This window comes from Arsukibacterium sp., from assembly GCF_041616895.1.
GTDB lineage: Bacteria > Pseudomonadota > Gammaproteobacteria > Enterobacterales > Alteromonadaceae > Alishewanella.
The window spans coordinates 13,841-32,243 of sequence record NZ_JBFJPY010000009.1; the positions used below are offsets into that span (position 1 = coordinate 13,841).

16 protein-coding genes are annotated in these 18,403 nt (G+C 48.9%); 12 read left to right on the forward strand and 4 right to left on the reverse strand.

The features are described from left to right. From ABY802_RS03005 to ABY802_RS03015, 3 genes are read left to right on the forward strand one after another with little or no spacing between them, the layout of a single operon-like run. Entirely contained in the window at positions 1 to 2,316 is a 2,316-nt protein-coding gene (locus ABY802_RS03005; RefSeq protein WP_372625527.1) for a putative bifunctional diguanylate cyclase/phosphodiesterase, read from the forward strand. After that, on the forward strand, positions 2,313 to 3,143 hold the full coding sequence (locus ABY802_RS03010) for a DUF3034 family protein (RefSeq protein WP_372625528.1): 831 nt from the start codon (positions 2,313 to 2,315) through the stop codon (positions 3,141 to 3,143). The genes ABY802_RS03005 and ABY802_RS03010 overlap by 4 nt, the downstream gene beginning before the upstream one ends. Then, on the forward strand, positions 3,137 to 3,559 hold the full coding sequence (locus ABY802_RS03015) for a group 1 truncated hemoglobin (RefSeq protein ID WP_372625529.1): 423 nt from the start codon (positions 3,137 to 3,139) through the stop codon (positions 3,557 to 3,559). The genes ABY802_RS03010 and ABY802_RS03015 overlap by 7 nt, the downstream gene beginning before the upstream one ends. On the opposite strand, the gene ABY802_RS03020 is transcribed toward ABY802_RS03015, so the two are convergent. Then, on the reverse strand, positions 3,546 to 3,788 hold the full coding sequence (locus ABY802_RS03020; protein ID WP_372625530.1) for a DUF2798 domain-containing protein: 243 nt from the start codon (positions 3,786 to 3,788) through the stop codon (positions 3,546 to 3,548). The genes ABY802_RS03015 and ABY802_RS03020 overlap by 14 nt on opposite strands. A 51-nt stretch (positions 3,789 to 3,839) precedes the next feature. Here ABY802_RS03020 and ABY802_RS03025 point away from each other — a divergent pair, with 51 nt between their 5' ends. Both ABY802_RS03025 and ABY802_RS03030 read left to right on the forward strand, forming a co-directional pair. Then, entirely contained in the window at positions 3,840 to 4,787 is a 948-nt protein-coding gene (locus ABY802_RS03025; protein WP_372625531.1) for a D-2-hydroxyacid dehydrogenase, read from the forward strand. 88 nt (positions 4,788 to 4,875) lie between these two features. Further along, positions 4,876 to 6,933, forward strand: coding sequence for a hypothetical protein (locus ABY802_RS03030; RefSeq protein ID WP_372625532.1), 2,058 nt, complete (start codon positions 4,876 to 4,878; stop codon positions 6,931 to 6,933). On the opposite strand, the gene ABY802_RS03035 is transcribed toward ABY802_RS03030, so the two are convergent. Next, complete coding sequence (locus ABY802_RS03035) at positions 6,886 to 7,746, reverse strand: RluA family pseudouridine synthase (RefSeq protein WP_372625533.1); 861 nt, start codon at positions 7,744 to 7,746, stop codon at positions 6,886 to 6,888. The genes ABY802_RS03030 and ABY802_RS03035 overlap by 48 nt on opposite strands. Before the next feature lie 85 nt (positions 7,747 to 7,831). Here ABY802_RS03035 and ABY802_RS03040 point away from each other — a divergent pair, with 85 nt between their 5' ends. Beyond that, positions 7,832 to 8,464, forward strand: coding sequence for a choice-of-anchor H family protein (locus ABY802_RS03040; protein WP_372625534.1), 633 nt, complete (start codon positions 7,832 to 7,834; stop codon positions 8,462 to 8,464). Positions 8,465 to 8,536: 72 nt separating this feature from the next. Further along, a complete protein-coding gene (locus tag ABY802_RS03045; protein ID WP_372625535.1) occupies positions 8,537 to 9,403 on the forward strand; it encodes a hypothetical protein in 867 nt (288 codons plus the stop codon). Here ABY802_RS03045 and ABY802_RS03050 read toward each other — a convergent pair. Together ABY802_RS03050 and ABY802_RS03055 are read right to left on the reverse strand one after the other, a co-directional pair. After that, positions 9,372 to 10,436, reverse strand: coding sequence for a hypothetical protein (locus tag ABY802_RS03050; protein WP_372625536.1), 1,065 nt, complete (start codon positions 10,434 to 10,436; stop codon positions 9,372 to 9,374). The genes ABY802_RS03045 and ABY802_RS03050 overlap by 32 nt on opposite strands. A gap of 127 nt (positions 10,437 to 10,563) precedes the next feature. After that, positions 10,564 to 11,955, reverse strand: a complete 1,392-nt coding sequence (locus ABY802_RS03055) for a PhoH family protein (RefSeq protein ID WP_372625537.1) — start codon at positions 11,953 to 11,955, stop codon at positions 10,564 to 10,566. A gap of 295 nt (positions 11,956 to 12,250) precedes the next feature. Between ABY802_RS03055 and rapA the strand changes: the two genes are divergently transcribed. The 5 genes from rapA (at position 12,251) to ABY802_RS03080 (ending at position 18,395) form a co-directional block, all read left to right on the forward strand. Continuing rightward, positions 12,251 to 15,160 (forward strand): RNA polymerase-associated protein RapA, encoded by a 2,910-nt coding sequence (gene rapA / locus ABY802_RS03060; RefSeq protein ID WP_372625538.1) that lies wholly within the window; start codon positions 12,251 to 12,253, stop codon positions 15,158 to 15,160. Then, complete coding sequence (locus ABY802_RS03065; RefSeq protein WP_372625539.1) at positions 15,160 to 15,816, forward strand: pseudouridine synthase; 657 nt, start codon at positions 15,160 to 15,162, stop codon at positions 15,814 to 15,816. Before rapA ends, ABY802_RS03065 begins: the two co-directional genes overlap by 1 nt. Before the next feature lie 215 nt (positions 15,817 to 16,031). Continuing rightward, on the forward strand, positions 16,032 to 17,111 hold the full coding sequence (locus ABY802_RS03070; RefSeq protein ID WP_372625540.1) for an OmpA family protein: 1,080 nt from the start codon (positions 16,032 to 16,034) through the stop codon (positions 17,109 to 17,111). 108 nt (positions 17,112 to 17,219) lie between these two features. Continuing rightward, on the forward strand, positions 17,220 to 17,585 hold the full coding sequence (locus ABY802_RS03075; protein WP_372625541.1) for a hypothetical protein: 366 nt from the start codon (positions 17,220 to 17,222) through the stop codon (positions 17,583 to 17,585). Between the two features lie 24 nt (positions 17,586 to 17,609). After that, a complete protein-coding gene (locus ABY802_RS03080) occupies positions 17,610 to 18,395 on the forward strand; it encodes a DUF3530 family protein (protein ID WP_372625542.1) in 786 nt (261 codons plus the stop codon). Positions 18,396 to 18,403 lie beyond the last annotated feature (8 nt).

Sequence of the window (18,403 nt, forward strand, 5' to 3'; positions counted from 1 at the left end):
ATGTTTAAATCGCTGCGCAGCAAATGGATTAGTTTACTGGTGATATTGCTCAGTGCTCTGATGCTGGTTACCGGTTACGCGACGTTAAAGTCGATGCGGGCCAGTTCAACCCAGCAGGCAGAATCGTCGCTGGAGGTTGCCAGTAAGGTTTTTCAGCAAGCACTGGATAACCGTGCTGCCCAGCTTAGCAACAGCGTTCGCTTACTGGCTGCCGACTTTGGTTTTCGCCAGGCAATTGCTACTGCAGAACAAGCCACTATTGACTCCGTTCTGCAAAACCACGGCAGCCGAATTAACGCGCAACTTGCTTTGTTACTAGACCCTCAGGGTGAATTACTAGCCAGTAGTGCCAGCTTAGATGCCACGGACATAGCGCAGTTACGCCCTGTTACTCTTGGCAGCAGTGCCGTAACCGAAATACTATTGATTGATGGTCAGGCTTTCCAAATGGTTATGGTGCCAGTGCGAGCCCCCGTGGTTATTGCCTGGGTGGGAATGGGGTTTTTAATCGATGTACCACTGGCAGAACAAATTAAAGGCATAACCGGTTTAGAAATCAGCTTTATTCAATTAGATGATGATGCCAATCAGACCCTAACCAGCACACTGCCAGAACCCGCTCAACAACAGTTATCCTCTAAACTGACAGAGATTATGCGGGCAGCCAATACCACGCATTTTGCTGCCGACTTCAGTTTTATTACCCGGGGTAAAGCCCTGGATGACGAGCAGCGGTTGTGGGCCCTGTTACATATGGCCGATGATCGCTGGTTGGCCAGTTATCAGCAGTTACGCCAGCAATTGGTCGAAATCTTTGCATTTGGTTTGCTACTCGGTTTGATTGCCGCATTTTTGTTTGCCCGCAGCATCAGCAAACCGCTGAGTCAGTTAAGTGCATTTGCTATGGCTATCGGCCAGGGTAAGGCAACCGAACCACCGGCGATCAGTCAGGATGAGGTCGGTGTATTGACCAGCACACTGGTCAGCATGCAGCACAGTATTGCTGCCCGGGAATTACAACTGCGCCGACAAGCCGAACACGATGCCCTGACCGGACTATTAAACCGCCATGCCGTAGAGCAACGTCTGCCTGATATTTTACAGACCCGCCAGGGAACCTTATTACAACTTAATATTATTCAGTTTAAACATATAAATGATACGTTGGGGCTGGCAAATGGCGATATTTTGCTGCAACTGCTGGCGCAACGTTTAGGGCACCATCAGCCTGCACCTGCCTTTTGCGCCCGTTTAAATGGCGATGAGTTTTTGATGCTGTTTGAGCAGATCCTGACTGAGCAGCAGTTAGTCGATTTATATAACTCTCTGCAGCCGGCGTACAATATCCAGGGATCATTAATTAATCTAAAAATTGCCATTGGTATTTATCCCTTTCAACCGGGCAAGGGCTCAGCCAGTGAGGCATTGCGTCGGGTCGATTTAGCTCAGGAAAACGCCAGTCAATCTGGTGGCGGTATTGCTTTTTATCAAAGTGGTCAGGACGAAACCCATCAGCGGGAACTTACCATTATCCGCGATTTACCCACTGCGTTATCGAGTGGCCAGTTATACGTGGTGTATCAGCCAAAAGTGGAATTGGCATCGCGGCAGTGCCACAGTGCTGAGGCATTAATCCGCTGGCAACACCCACATTTGGGGTTTATTTCCCCCGTTGAATTTATTGCCACCGCTGAGCATTCGGGCAATATCAGTCTGATAACTCAGTGGATGCTGCAAACTGTTGTTAAACAGCTGGCGAGCTGGCAGCAGGATTACCCGACGCTCAGGGTTGCCGTGAATCTTTCAGCCGCTGATTTACTGGATCAGAACCTGCCGCAGCAAATACGCAGCTTGCTTGAGCAATATCAGGTACCTGCGACCGCACTTGCGCTGGAAGTGACTGAAAGTGCTGTGATGCAGGATACCAGCAAAGTGATTGCTAACTTAAACAAGTTAAAGGAGATGGCAATTAATCTGGCCATTGATGACTTTGGCACCGGCCAGTCATCGCTGGCGTATTTAAAACAACTGCCAGTAAATGAAATTAAGATTGACCGCGCCTTTGTCAAGGATATTGAAACCAATACCAATGACGCCTTGATTGTGAATGCCACCGTTAAACTGGCGCATGGTCTGGGCTTCAAAGTGACTGCAGAAGGGCTGGAAAACCAGGCAGGTTTGAGTTTTCTGCACGATGCCGGTTGCGACACCGTACAGGGGTATTTTTTCAGTAAACCCCTGGCAACTGTCGATTTCAGCCGATGGCTTACTCACTTTGCGACGACTACCACCTCAGTAGCAGAGGTAACCAAATGAGCTGCAGGTTATTAGTATTTGTGCTGTGCTGCTGGCCAGCAATTGCGGTTGCTGGCAGTAAAATTATTGGTACCGGCGGGGTAACGACTATCGAGGGTAACGCCGGCGGTGGCATAGTGCCTTGGGCGGTAATTAACGGCTACGCCAGCAGCGACGAGTGGGCAATAACCGCTTTTGGCGGCAGGGTGGCGGTTAACGATTTCAGCCTGATCAGTGGCGGTGTTGCCTTAAATCTGGATAATAGCTGGGAGTTTTCTTATGCCCGTCAGCGCTTTGCGCTGGAATCTATTGGCGGCAGTCTGTCACAGGATATTTTTTCAGTAAAATACCACCTGGCCGGAGAATTACTGTACACCGCTATACCGCAAATCAGTGTGGGTATTCAGCACAAACGAAACCTGGATTTTGCCCTGCCAGCCGCAGTTGGGGCACGCCGTGCCAATGGTACCGACTTTTACCTGGCTGCCAGCAAGGTGCTGTTTCATCAGGTAGCAGGTCGAAACCTGCTGTTAAACGGCACTGTCCGGGCAACCAGAGCGAATCAGACTGGCCTGCTCGGTTTTGGCAGCAGCAGTGACAACCAATATGAGTTTGTGTTTGAAGGTTCCGCCGCAGTGCTGCTCAACTACAATCTGGCTGTTGGCATTGAATACAAGCAAAAGCCGGATAAACTGGCTTTTGCAGCTGAACAGCACTGGCGCGACATTTTTGTTGCCTGGTTTATTAATAAAAATGTCAGTGTTACCGGCGCTTATGTCGATCTTGGCCATATTGCTGGTCAGGGCTCGCAAACAGGTTACTATCTGGCGCTGGAGGCAACATGGTAAAAACAGGTATATTATTGAGCGTTTGTCTGCTTCTGTTGCTTGGCTGCAGTAATCCGACTCAGCCGGCGCTATATCAGCGGCTGGGGGCGGATCAAGGTATTAACGCCATTGTTGATGGTTTATTGTTCGAAATTGAGCATGATGACAGAATTGTTCACCATTTCTCCGACACAGATATAAGCCGCTTCAGGGCGATGCTGGCCGAGCAATTGTGCGATCTGAGCGGCGGCCCTTGTCAATACAGTGGCAGCACCATGCAGGAAAGCCATACTGGCTTTAACATTACTCTGGCAGATTATGACGCGCTGGTTGAAGGCTTAATAAAAGTGATGCAACGTCAGCAAATCAGTATAGCTGATCAGAACGCCTTACTGGCATTGCTGGCACCCATGTATAGAGATATCAGTTACCGCTGATCTCAGGTGATTTTATCAGTAAGGCGGTAAGCTGCCGGCTTAATGGCGCAAATAAAAAGACCAATGGAAATGCGCAGGCATGAGCATACATGTAAGCATGCATCCAGGCACCGACAAAACCACTAAACCATCCCAGATTAATAAATGTCAGAATGCCTGACATCAGAAACGCCATAAAACCGGACATAATAAACGCAAAGAGCCCAGCCTGAAATTTTGCAGGAAACATAACCCCTCCCTCATACCAGGCCCTATGATAACCAAATGACTAGAGGATTGCATGACACATATCGTATTTCTGGATGCCGGCTCGATGGGCGATACCGATTTAAGTGTGCTGCAGTTAGCGGAGTGTCAGCTGCAATGCTTCGCCAGCACGGCACCGCAACAAGTGACAGAACGTCTGGCAGACACAGATATCGCCATCGTTAACAAAGTAGTCTTAAACCAGAGTATATTGCAGGCGTTACCCAAGCTTAAGCTTATTTGTGTTGCTGCAACCGGGGTTAACAATATTGACCTAAGTGCTGCCGCACAACAGGGCATAACAGTATGTAATGTCAGAGGCTACGCCGATACCACAGTGCCCCAGCATGCCATAGCGCTATTACTGGGGCTAACCAACCAGATCAGCAATTATCAGCAAACCCTGGCCAGAGGCGGGTGGAGTCAGAGCCCACACTTTTGCTTACATAATCACCCGCTGACAGAACTCGATGGCAAATGTTTTGTCGTGTTAGGTTATGGCGCACTGGGGCAGGCAACCGCCAGGCTTGCCGCCGCGTTTGGCATGCGGGTGCTGATTAGCGAACATGCTGGTGCACGGGAATGCCGAAAGGGCAGAGTCCGCTTTGAAGAAGCACTTCGTCAGGCAGATGTGCTGTCGTTACATTGCCCCCTTAACGATGACACCGTGCACCTCCTTAACCGAGAAACGCTGGCCCTGCTGCCAGATGGGGCCGTGGTTATCAACACGGCTCGCGGCGGCTTAATAGACGAAGCGGCGTTGTTAAATGAGCTGAAAACCGGCCGGCTGGCGGCGGGTCTTGATGTCCTGAGCAGCGAACCCCCTGCCGCCAGCCACATCCTGCTTCAAGATGCCAGGCCAAACCTGTTACTTACCCCTCACATTGGCTGGGCAACCCCTGAAGCACGACGTAGAATGACCGCGCAGCTGCGCGATAACATTGCCGCATTTTTGGCAGGTCGCTCGCTGCGTCAGCTATAGCCTGGCCGCTGCTTTCGGGCTACACTGACTGCAAAAAATGAGTTAATCCTAAAATATGCGAATTTGCGGTATATTACTGCTGTGTTCAGTGTTCGTTGGCAGTCTGTTATTCAGTGCAGTTGCCCCGGCAACTGAGCTGGCTGAACGCTTACGGCTGGCGTCAGAAAATTACGAGCAGGTCATTACCGAACAACTGGCCAACAACCAGCAACAGCGTTATGCAGACTGGCTGGTGCTGGCGCAGGCGTACCTTAGCGCTAACAACAAAGATGCCGCCATTGCTGCCCTGGAGCAGGCTGACGCATTAGCCGACAGTGATCAGCAGCGTGCCCATGTTGCACTGCTTCGGGCCAAAGTCTATGGTATTTTATTTCGTGACACCCGCCATGCCATCAGTTATTTGCAGCAGGCAGACACCTTTTTGCGCACCAGCACAGATATTGCCGGGCGGCAATTATACAGTGAAGTACTGACCAATTTTGCCCAGGCGCATAACCAACTGGGCGACTTAGCTCAGGCAGAACATTTTGCCAGCCAGAGCCTGAATTTAGCGCTCGGCCTGCAAGATCGTCATAAAGAGTTGGCCGCCCGGATTATGCTCGGTAGGCTGGCACTGCAGAATAATCAGTTTAACCAGGCGCATCAGCACTTAAAGCAAGCACTGGTTCTTGCCGACACACTGGATGATAGCAATGCCTTGGCCTCCATTCACTTCCGGCTAGGTATGGCCTTTCGCAAAATTGGCGAACATACTCTGGCATTGGAGCATATGCAGCATGCTGCCAGCCTTTATCAACGTCTTAATGACTTATCCAGTTACAGTTATACCCTGGTTTACATCGCTGAAAGCTACCTTGAATCCGCTGAAGGCATTACTCAAGCCGAACAATACCTACTGGAAGCGCTTGCCATCAGTGAGCAAATTAATAATGTAATGCGTACTGCCATCGTTAAACAAAGTCTGGGCCGTGCGAGCAGATTACGTGGCGACAATTTGCAGGCGGCTCAATATTACAACGCGGCATTGCAACAGTTCCGGCAAATAGGCGCTCAGACGTATGTACAGGAAAGTGCATTGGCATTAGCCGAGTTAGCCCTGATACAAGAACACTTTACACAAGCTGAGCAAGTTATTGCTGAGCTTAGCCCCGGCATGGAGGGCGCAGCCAATTACCTGCAAGCCCGCTATTACAGCCTGCGGGCCCAATTGGCAGAGCATCAGCAGGACTGGCAACAAGCGTATTTGTTTAATCAACAAGCCAATAAGCTACAATTTGCCGAGCTAACAAACACTACCGCAGAAAAGCTTACCGAACTAAAAGATCAGTTAAAACAGAGTAATACTCAGCACAACAACCACGCGGCTCAGCTATTACAGCAACAGAGTCTGCGCCAGACACTCTGGTACTGGCAAATGGCCACTACATGTTTACTGTTACTGCTTATTGGGTGTGGCTGGATGTATTGGCGTCAGCGAAACCGCCATATCCAGACTAAATCAGTGCAATTGGCATTTTTGCTGTCTCATAACTGGAGTCGGTTTTGTGAACGGCTGCAACAGGACAGCCGCAGTAAACAACCTTTACAATTATTGGCTATAGCGCTACCGGCCAGTCAGCAACTAAAACTTGATCTGGGCGAGGAGGCCCTGCGCCAGCCGCTACAGGCTTTATTGCGCAACCTGAATATCTCGCAGCTTAGTGGCTGCTGTATCAATAGTGATGTGTTATGGCTTGGCTACCGGTCAAGCCCCAGAGAAGCAGCCTGTTTTGCCCGGCAGCTTGAAGCGGACTTGCAACAGGAGTTACCCGCGCTGGCAACAGCAGGCCACCTGGTTCGGTTACAACTTGAGGTGTCGCAGTTACTCGGGCCCCGTTGGCAAGCTCATGAGCTGACAGCGCTGCGTGAAGCGTTCTGGCTTAGCTGGAAACTGGCAAGCGTTGCAGACGACACATCGCATAGCTGGCAACTCGAACTCACTGCAAAGCAACCCCGCCCCTGTGAATGGCAAAGCAGTAATCTCAGGCTGGATATGATAAATGCACTGCAACTGGGCACCTTAACACTTACCCTAAACAATGAAGCTCTGCCCGCTAACTTAAGCCGGGCGCTGCTGACTGAGCCCACACACACCAGCGAGTTGTAACTCGCTGCTAAGCGCGATCTTGCGCTGATGGTGCTGCAACGGGCACGTAAAGGCCATGGCACTTGCCTGCAGCGCCAGACCACTTTGGTTTTTGTTACCCTCACCATATCGTGGATCGCCCATCACCGGATGGTCGACAGCTGCGAAATGGCGCCGGATTTGATGTTTCCGCCCACTGATTAAATCAATTTCTAACCAACTGGTGTCGGTCTCAGCGTCGAAACAACGCAGCACAAACCGGGTTAAACAGGCCTTGCCATCGAGTGGCATACTGATTTCTGCCTCGGCCAGTAAGGCAGGACTTAGCTGACCCTTTACCTGCACAAGATAGGTTTTAGTCAGCTGGTGGCCAGCAATCAGTTTACCAAACGCGGTCGCCGCGGCCTTGGTATGGGCAACCAGCACTAACCCACTGGCTTCACGATCGAGTCGATGCAGCAAAAAAACTGACCGGTTACCAAAATGTTGTTCTGCAAATCGCAACAAGCTTAGGTGGTCGCCCCATTCATTGCCCTGTGACAACATCCCAGCGGGTTTAAACCAGATACTATAGGCCCGGTAGTCGGCAATCAGCCTGGCGGGCTGGCAGCTGCGGCTGAGAATATCGGCGTCATAGTGCAGTTGCAGCACCTGGCCGGCTTTAACCGCATACTGGGATCTGCGCAGCCGTTTTGCCGGCTTGCTCAGCAATTGCACTGCGCCTTTACTCATCGCGTCTTTCAGCCGGCCTTTAGGAAGTTCCGGTATCGCCGCCGCGAGTATGGCAATCGCCTGGCCTGCTGCCTGCACGTCAATCCGGCGTGACAACTTCATCTCTTTACTCTTCCTTTACTCATAAGTTCAGCTGAAATTCAGCGCATTAGGCTGTAATAGTAACAAATATAAAGGAGATCTGCTTATGAAAACCCTACTGAAAACAGCAGCCGGTTTATTGTTATTAGTCCCCTTACTAAGCCTGGCAGACAGCATTAGCAATGAAGTAAGAAGTTCGCAGCAAGCTGCAATGCAAATAAACAAAGCACAAGGTTCAGCCGTTAACCAGAGCTATCAGTCTGATGTATGGTTTCACAGTATTGATATCAGCCTGGCCAAGGATGACAACTATAACGGTTACTTTCACCACCTATATGTAGAGTTTGATGTGGATACCGACTATGCGTATCGCCAGGTTTTCGCCGAACTGAGCCTGACCCCCGATTATGGCAGTGAGCGAATTTATTACACCAGTTCAGTATTTGAATTATTTAACCAGAGTAGCAACGACTGGCTGGGTATAGAAACGGATTTGGAACACCACTACCCTACGAATTTTTACCTGCTAACCATCCGGATCTTTGATGCTAATACTGGCTATCTGTTAGCGGAAGCATCAGGTTACGATCTCAGCGCGCTGGATGCGCTGGCCCTTGAAGATTATCAGCGCGATCGGATCCTGACCAGCAGCAGCGTTGAGGTATCCGCGGGCTCCACTGGCGTGGTGTTGATGTTGGGGTTATGCTTAGTTTTTTTCAGACGAAAAAAGCGGGACTAATTGCGAAAAAGCTATTTATGTTTTCTGCTGCCATTGCTGTTGCAAGCGCAACCCTTGAGTATGCAGCAGAGTGTGGATAATAATCTGCGTACTTTCCGTTACCAGTTTCGGGCGCTGGAGCAGGATATTCGGTTACAGTTTTCGCTCGACCCTGGCCGCCTTCAGCATAATGCTAATATGGTCCAGACCTATGTGCCACAAAGGATGCAACAAGAGTTATGGCGGGAACTGCAGCTTCAGGCTAGTCAGGCGGGGCCTTACTGGTTGACACCGGGCCCGGGCGGCAACTGGCAGCACTTTACCTTACACCATGCGTCCGCGGCACCATTGTCACAAGCTGCAATGGCCCAGACAGAGCAACTGCAACAAAAGCTGCAGCAGTTCAGTCAGCAATATCAGCAGCAGTATCTAAAGCGTATGGGGTATCAACAACTGTTGCTTGCCGACAATCGGCAGTTAATCACAGTTGATCACCCGGAAGTAATTCAGCAAAGCCTGGCTGATATTGCCGGTGTAGCTCAAACCGTGGTCGAGCAGCTTGGCGTGGCTGATCAGCAGCAGCTGATAACCAGTTTGCTGACCTGGGTTCAGCTTATTCCAGAGCATCCGGCAGAGCAACGACAATACGGTGTCACTTTCGCTCCGCCGCTACAGGTACTGCGGCAACATCAGGGTGACAGTGCCAGCAAAACGGTGTTGCTTGCCACCCTGCTTCGCAGCAGCATACCAAACTTGCCGTTAGCTATTTTATACTTACCTGAACGAACGCTATTGGCGCTGGCAGTGCCCGCAGGGCCAGGTGAACTAACCGTCAACTTGCAGGGCACGGTTTATCTGGTTGTCGACCCATCTGCCACTGAGCCGCTGCCTCCGGGTCAGCTGTCAATGAGCCAAAAAGTTTATGTCCTCAATCAGTTTCTGGCTTATCGTCTGCTTTGAGCTGGCTGACTCTTGCGAATAAATCCTGCCAGCCTTCCGGAACGCGTCGTACCCCGGCCTGCCCGTGCTGTAGCCTGTCAATATGCGTCGATAAGCGCTGCAATGGCCCCATTATTTTCCGTTTATAACGCCTTGCCAGTAGCCAGGCCAGTGCTAGCAATGCCGCGGCATAGCTAAGCCAGTTTATAGTAAATTGAGTAATACCTGCATAAAATAACGAGCCACGCTTATCAATCAGCGCCAGTGACCATGGTATGCCAGTCAGTCGCTGGATTTGCATTTGGTACTGTTCGAGGTTATCACCGTTGATAAACATTGAGCTGGCAATGACATTGCCAGCCTGGTCCAGCAACAGAAAATAGCGATCAGGGTTATTTTTTTCCAGGGTCGCCAGCAACGGCGCCAATTCCAATGCGAAAACAAAGCGACCAATTTTACGTTCATTGACATAAAAAGGTACACTCATGGCCGCTTGTTCAAGGATAAAATCTTTGTAAAAAACCGGGTTACGGTCATAACCGTTTTCAGAACGCTGATAACGCTGCAGCCACTCAACGAGGTGCTCAATCACATAGTCAGACCATTTCGATTGACCATTATAAGCGAAGCCTTGCTCTGAGATATAAAACATGTTTTTCAGTGGGGTAATGCTGGCTGGGGCAATATCAAAATAAGGTTGCAGCTGCAGCAACATGTGCAGCTCCGGATTCACCGGCTGATTTGCATGGGAAAGCTCATGCAATATGACATCGAGAGTAGTTAGAGATAACAAAGGTAATTGCGTGTTGTCTGTAACGGCCATTTGCATACCCAATTTGCCTCTGGCATTCACCGCCTGAGAAAACTGCAAAACCGGCTCAATCTGCGCATCCATTTGTTGAGCAAACATTTCAAGTTGTTGCCGGTTTTGCTGCAGGTTGGTATTAAACTGCAACAGAAACTGGACAAATGCCACGCTGAAACTGAGGGCCGCTATCACCACTAAAGAAAATCTGACGGTTCTGCGATAAACAGCATAGGCTGGACTAGACATGCAACTCCTTTGCATTGCGCTATTTTTTTTGGTTTGGCAAATCCTAGACTATTTCTATTGATATGCAAACCGTGGCGGGGCTTTTTTTCCACCGCCACATTTTGTGATTATTGGGCTGATTTTGCGATTATAAATTCGCCTCAGCAAAAGATGCTAATCGACTTCGAACCACGCCATTCAGATTAATGGTGGTACTGCCTTCAAAATTTTTAAAGCGCTCCACAATATAGGTTAAACCGGAGGTCACCGCGGTCAGGTAATTGCTGTCAATTTGCGATAAGTTGCCGGAGCAAATCAATTTGGTACCCTCACCACAACGGGTAATAATGGTTTTAAGCTGGGCAGCGCTTAAATTCTGACATTCATCCAGAATAACAATCGCATTTTGAATACTTCTGCCTCGCATAAAGTTAACCGATTTGAACTGAATGTTGGCCTTGTCCATAATGTAATTAACACTGGCATGAGGGTGCTCATCGGTTTTATGCAATACTTCAAGTGAGTCAGTGATCGCAGCAAGCCACGGTGCCATTTTTTCTTCTTCGGTACCCGGTAAAAAACCTATTGATTCCGCGATTTCCGGGGTGTTTCGGGTAACAATAACCTTCTCATACTGGCCCTTTTCGATCACCAGTTCAAGGGCGGCCGCCAGTGCGATAAGTGTTTTGCCACAGCCAGCAGGGCCTGTCAGGATCACCAAATCCATCTCGGTATCCAGCAGCGCTTGCATTGCCATCGCCTGATATATGTTTTTGGGGTGGATCCCCCAAGCATGGCGATGCATCAAGCGCTCATAGCCAAAGTCGAGAATTTTAATTTCTTGCTCACTAATCGCCAGCACACGCCCGGCGAAGGTTTCGGCTTCATCAATCAGATATTCATTGATGTAGGCCGTGGGCAATATTTTGCGGCTGACGTAATGAACCGTGTCCCGCCCTTCGTTTTCGCTACGACATTCGCCTACCTGACTCCAGAATTCGCCACTAAATTTATAATAGCCCTTATACAAAAAGCGCACATCATCAATAAGCTGATCGGTCCGGTAGTCTTCAACCTGCTTTAAGCCGGCGCCTTTGGCTTTCAAGCGCATGTTGATATCTTTTGTTACCAGGATGACTTTCACCGGGCTTTTTTCACGTTGCAGATACAAAGCAGTATTAATAATTAAGTGGTCGTTTTCACCACCTGGCAAGCCGGGGATCTCATCTTTGATGTGATGATCATTGATAATAAATAAGTGCCCACCTCCAAGCTGCTCATTTTGACGGGGTAACGCCACGCCCTGAAGCATTTGTTCAGGAGACGCATCACGCAGCACGTCTTCCAGCGCCCGGATAGCCACCCGGGCATCTCTGCTTACGTCTTTATTGCGGTCTTTAATGTGGTCAAGTTCTTCCAGTACTGTCATCGGAATGACAACGTCGTGTTCTTCAAAATTGAGGAAGGCGAAGGGTTCATGCAGCAGAATATTGGTGTCTAATACATAGATTTTTTTTTCTTTGCTTTTTTTTCGCGCCATACGCAGCTCCTTCAAACTAAACAAAGTTAACTCTTAAGCCCTTTTGTAGCTGTCAGCTTCATGTCACTAAACTAAGCACTTAACTAATAACTAAGCACTTAACTAATAATAGTGCAACTGCGCCAGTTGGCGGCCAATTCTTGAATTAAATAGCTATTTTGCTATAACAATACTTTGCGACATCATCATGACATAGCAATGACAGTGATTAACGCTAAAATAAAAGTGGATGGCAGATGCAGTTTTATTGATTTACTAGTACCATGGCGCCCCGATTTTATGATGGTGCTTTGATATGAATTTTGCTTTGGGACAACGCTGGATCAGCGATACTGAATCTGACCTTGGTTTAGGTACTCTGGTGGGTATCGAGGGGCGGATGCTGACGGTGTTGTTCCCGGCTACCGGTGAAACGCGGCAATATGCGCAGGCGGAGGCTCCCCTTACCAGAGTCATCTTTAATATTGGCGATGAAATAAAAAGCGCGGAAGGTTTCAGTTTAGTTGTGGCGTCAGTCACTGAGGCACATAATACCCTGATATACAGTGGTATCCGCACCGACAACGATGAAAAAGCCGATCTGAAAGAAACTTTTCTTGATCACTTTATCAGCTTTAATAAACCTCAAGACCGTCTTTTCGCCGGTCAGATTGATCGCTTTGATCACTTTACCTTACGTTACCTGGCCTGGCAGCAGCAAAGCCGGTTACAGCAAAGCCCGTTACGTGGTTTGCAGGGCGGGCGCATGAGCCTGATCCCGCATCAACTTCATATTGCCAGGGAAGTTGCCAGCCGCCACGCGCCGCGGGTTTTACTAGCCGATGAAGTGGGCCTGGGTAAAACCATCGAGGCCGGCCTCATTATTCATCAGCAATTGTTGTCCGGGCTAGCCACCCGGGTACTTATCGTTGTACCCGAGTCGCTGCAATATCAGTGGCTGGTGGAAATGTTGCGCCGATTTAACCTGCATTTCTCGGTGTTTGACGAAGAACGCTGTCAGCAGTCACAGCTTGATGTCAGCAATCCGTTCGATACTGCACAACTGGTGCTGTGCAGCCTGGAGTTTATCAGTAGCAACAAACAATGGTTGGAACACGCCCAAAGCAGCGACTGGGACTTGCTGGTCGTTGATGAAGCCCATCACCTTGCGTGGACTGCAGAACATGCCAGTAAAGAGTACCGAAGCGTTGAGAGCCTGGCTCAGGATACTGCCGGCGTTGTCTTACTCACCGCCACTCCGGATCAACTCGGTCAGCAAGGTCACTTTGCCCGTTTGCGCCTGCTTGATCCAGACCGCTTTTACGACTTTCACTCTTTTATTGAAGAGCAAAGCCAGTACCAGCATATTGCAACAACCGCTAAACAATTGCTAAGTGCATCTCAACTTAACGACGAATTGAAAAGTGACCTGCAACGGCTGATCAAAGAAGAAGATATCAGTAGCGAGCTCAGCTTACTCAGTGAACCTGAGGCACCTGATGACGCGGAGCCGGCCAGACAGCGCTTGCTTGGCAAGTTGCTGGACCGCCACGGCACAGGCCGAATCTTATTCAGGAACAGTCGCGCCAGTATCAAAGGTTTTCCGAGCCGGATAGCAAGGCCTGTAGCACTGGACTTGCCTGAACAGTACCAGAACGCCCTTAAAGTATTTCAGAGCCTGAATCAGCAAAGCTCTGTTGCGGAACTGGCCAACGCCAATTTATTTCCTGAGCAGGTGTATCAGGCGTTTGAGGGTGGCAATAGCCAATGGTGGCAATTTGATCCTCGTATTGAATATTTAACAGGCCTGTTAAAGCAACATAAACCGGCCAAATTTCTGGTGATCTGCGCGGCGGCCGAAACAGCACTGGCAGTGGAAGAAGCGTTGCGTCAGAAAGAAGGGATCCGGGCGGCAGTCTTTCACGAAGGCATGTCAATTGTTGAACGCGACAAAGCAGCGGCCTATTTTGCTCAGGAAGATTATAGTGCCCAGGTGCTGGTCTGTTCAGAAATCGGCAGTGAGGGACGCAACTTTCAGTTTGCCCACCATCTGGTATTGTTTGATTTACCCCTGAATCCGGATTTACTGGAACAACGAATTGGCCGCTTAGACAGAATAGGCCAGCAGCATGATATTCAATTGCATATTCCATACTTTAAACAAGGTGCGCAGCAGATATTACTGCAGTGGTATCAGCAAAGCCTGAACGCGTTTGAGCACACCTGCCAGACAGGACGCGCTGTGTATGAACAGGACGGCCCGGCATTATTGGCTTTGCTGGCTGCTCCGCAGCCGGATGTGATGGCGGTGGAACAACTGTTAAGCCATAGTGCGCTGCATCATCAACAGCTGCAGCAGCAACTGGAACAAGGGCGGGATAAGCTGTTAGAACTGAACTCCGCCGGCGGTGAGCAGGCCCGGCTTCTGGCAGCAGAGCTTGCCCAAGCTGATGCTGATGTACAATTGCCAATGCTAATGTTTCAGGCTTGGGATTTGTTGGGGGTTAATCAGGAAGATCGCTCTGATACCAGTATCATTTTAACAGCGGCTGAACATTTACGTTGTGCTTATCCGGGACTTGAGGACGATGGTGTAACTATCACATTCGACCGGGATACCGCGCTGGCGCAAGAGGACATTCAGTTTTTAACCTGGGATCACCCAATGGTTACCGGCACCCTGGATTTATTGTTAAACGACAATATGGGAAATACGGCCGTGGCATTACTGCCTAACAAAGCTCTGCCTGTTGGCAGCTATTTCGTCGAGCTTATTTATATTGTTGAGGCCAGCGCTCCCGCTTATCTGCAACTAGGCCGATATTTGCCCGGTACGCCCATCCGCTTGCTGCTTGATAAAACTGGCAAAGATTTGGCGGCGAAGGTTCCTTTTGATAACTTCAACCGGCAGTTAAAGCCGGTTGGCCGGCAAACAGCAAGTAAACTGGTTAATGCGTTACAGAGCGTCATCCATCCATTGCTTGCAGAGAGTGACAAAAGTGCTGCACAGCAGCTAACGACTTTGCGACTGAGCGCCAGTAAAAAAATGCAACAGGTCATGCAGGAGGATCAACAGCGCTTAATCGCTTTAAAGCGAATTAATCCGTTAATCCGTCAGCAGGAAATTGATAGCCTGATAACCAAGCAACAACACCTGACAGATTATATTGGAAAGGCTCGTTTGAAACTTGATGCCATCAGACTTATCGTGGTGAGTCACGATTAATGAGTGTTTTTCATTATCAGCCGCCGCTGACTCCCTATCTTGAGATCATCTATCAGGATGACGATATTCTGGTTGTTAACAAACCCAGTGGTCTGCTCTCGGTGTCGGGCAAAGCGGCGGAGCACTGGGACTGTCTGGAATATCGCGTAAAGTTAGTATTTCCCACGGCACGTGTTGTTCATCGACTGGATATGGCCACCTCAGGTGTGATGGTATTTGCGTTAACTGCCGAGTCCCAGCGCCAGCTAAACCGGCAGTTTCAGCTGCGCCAAACCCAAAAAAGCTATATCGCCAGAGTTGCTGGCCGGATAGTTGCAGATCAGGGAACAATTTGTTTACCATTAATTTGTGACTGGCCAAACCGTCCCAGACAGATGGTATGTTATCAGCGCGGCAAACCCTCTGTTACGCATTATCAGGTACTGGAGCGCTCGGTCACGGCCAGCCGGGTGCAGTTAACACCGGTAACCGGCCGCTCTCATCAGCTGCGGGTACACATGCAAATGATCGGGCATGCTATACTCGGTGACAAGTTTTATGCATCCCCTGAAGCCTATGCCGCGGCAGAGCGTTTGCAGTTGCATGCCCACACTTTGGCACTGCAGCACCCAGTGAATGGTAAAACACTTATTTTTGAAGTAAATTGTGCTTTTTGACTTCTTTTTAAAAGTATTAACCCCATATTCAGTTAACTGGCTTATGATACTCAGCATATTAGGTTGCTAAATAACAAATTGCTGTACTATTTTTAATAAAGAAAAAATAAACAACAAATTTTAATACAAACGACTTGTAATATAGATGGCAGGTAAATAGTTAGCAGGAATAAAAACTAGCTATTTAATGCTGGATTAAATCTAAGGAGAAATGGATGAAACTTAAAATGACTGCCCTTGCTGTATTGGCTGCCCTGCCGTTTATCAGCACTCAGGCTTTAGCACAATCACCTTCAGCAGCTGAATTAGAAAGTAAAGTATTTGGTTCTTTATTCGGTGAATATTATTGGTCACATGAAAACAAATCACTTTCAGCCGAATGGGATAATGTTGAAAATGGACCTGGTGTTGGTGCTGAATTAGGTTACCGTGTAAACCAGAACTGGGGCGTGCGGTTAGAATATGCAAGACAACGGTTAGATTCTTTAACTGGCGGCAGTATTGGTATTGATCGTTTTGGTGTTGATGCGATGTATCATCTGACCGATACAAATTTATATATCGTTGCTGGCTGGAAACATTTCGAAGGCAATGTTAGTTCAGATGCACTGAACGTGGGTGTCGGTTACCGTTATTTTATCCGCAATGATGTCGCGCTGTTTGCCGAAGCAACCCGGTACGAAGGTATTAATAACGGCTCATGGTATGATGCCGGCATCAAACTGGGTGCCAGCTGGATTTTTGGTGCTAATGCCGCGCCAGCGCCTGCACCAGCTCCGGCGCCTGCCCCGGCTAAACCTGTTGCTCCAGCAAAACCTGCAGACAGTGATAAAGACGGCGTGTTAGATAGCAACGACCGCTGCCCGAATACCGCTGCGAATCATCAGGTAGATCCACAAGGATGTACCGTTTTCAAAGAAACTATGCAGCGCGTGGGTGATGTTGACGTTGAAGTGAAATTTGGTTTTGATTCTGCGGTAGTGTCTGCTGACCAACGCTCAGAAATCATTCAGCTGGCCGCTTTCATGAAGCGCTTCCCTGAATCAGAAGTAGTGATTGAAGGTCATGCTTCTAAACCGGGTAACGATGCATACAACATGCTGTTGTCTAAGCGTCGTGCAAAATCAGTCGCTGATATCCTGACCAGTGAAGGTGTTGAATCTTCACGTATTACCTCTGTTGGTTACGGTGAGACCCAGCCACGCATTAACGACAGTACCCCTGCCGCTAACGCAGCTAACCAGCGAATTGAAGCTAAAGTAACAGCGAAAGTAAAAGAACCTGTATTGCGTTAATTTTCTGACGTTTACTAAAAAACCGCCTTTATTGGCGGTTTTTTTTATTGCCGCCCACAAAACTTCCTGCTAGGTTTAGTTGTCTTTAAGCCGTTTGAGGAACTACATATGTCTATACAAGCTATTGGTCGTTACTGTGCTATTGCCGCAGTATTAGCCTGTATTACCTTTAATGTGCAGGCTGAGCAGTCTGTATCTTTACAGCAATCTGCGCATGTCTGTAGCGATGAAAATGAAACCCAGCGTCTGGCCGTAAACGAACAACTTAAGGAAATGGCAAAAGCCCTTGCCGAATTTAAACCGACAACATTCTGCTTCATTATGCCGTCTTCGATTGCGATCGAGCTGCTTGAACAGGGCGAGAGCTATGTGAAATTCAGTCATGATGGCAAGGTGTTATATACCTTTCCAGAATATATCGATGGTAACGATACTGCTAACGTTATCACCGGCTTGGCCGATAACAGCCTATAACAGGGGTCAGTTAACAGGTTATATGTGAACAAAACGCTCCATCGGGGACTACTCTGGCTGTTAGTTGCTGCTGTTATTCAGATTACGGCAGCAGCTCAGCAGCCCCCTTCTATCCAGCAACTCTGGCAACGGGATGTGCAACGCCAGATCCTTGCCAGCGAAGTTACCGAGTTAACCAGTGCAACTGGCAGCTTTATGGTGCTGCAACGCCAGGCACTGACCAGCTATACCAAGGGTACTGCCATTTTGGTGCCTGACTGGGCTGAACGACCCGTAAGCCCTGATTATCTTGAACCTTTACGGGTGCAGTTAAATGATCACGGTTGGCACACTCTGGCTATCATGGTTCCGCCACCTGCAGAATTCAGCCTGGAACAAGACGCGACCACTTACCAGCGACTACTTGCTGAGCGAATGCTGGCGGCCTTTAACGAGGCTAAATCGCAGGGCGGCAATATCATTATTATTGCCAAGGGTAGTAATGCAGCCTTGCTTAACCAGTTGTTTACTACAAACCAGCTTGAATCGCCTGCGGCATTTATTATGCTGGGAGTCTATCTGGCGGATGTTGATTTGAATCGCGAATTAGCGGGTTTAATTGCGCAGCAGTCGATCCCAACGCTGGACATCAGTCATCAACGCGACAATAGATTCGCTAATGCTAATTTGGGGCTAAGACAACAATTAGTGCAACGTAATTTAAAAACCAACTACCGCCAGCGTCAATTGTCCGGTACTTTTTATAACGAAGATATTAATGCCTGGGTCTTGAAAGAAATAACAGGTTGGCTGCACAGCTCAGGGCTTTAAATCTAACT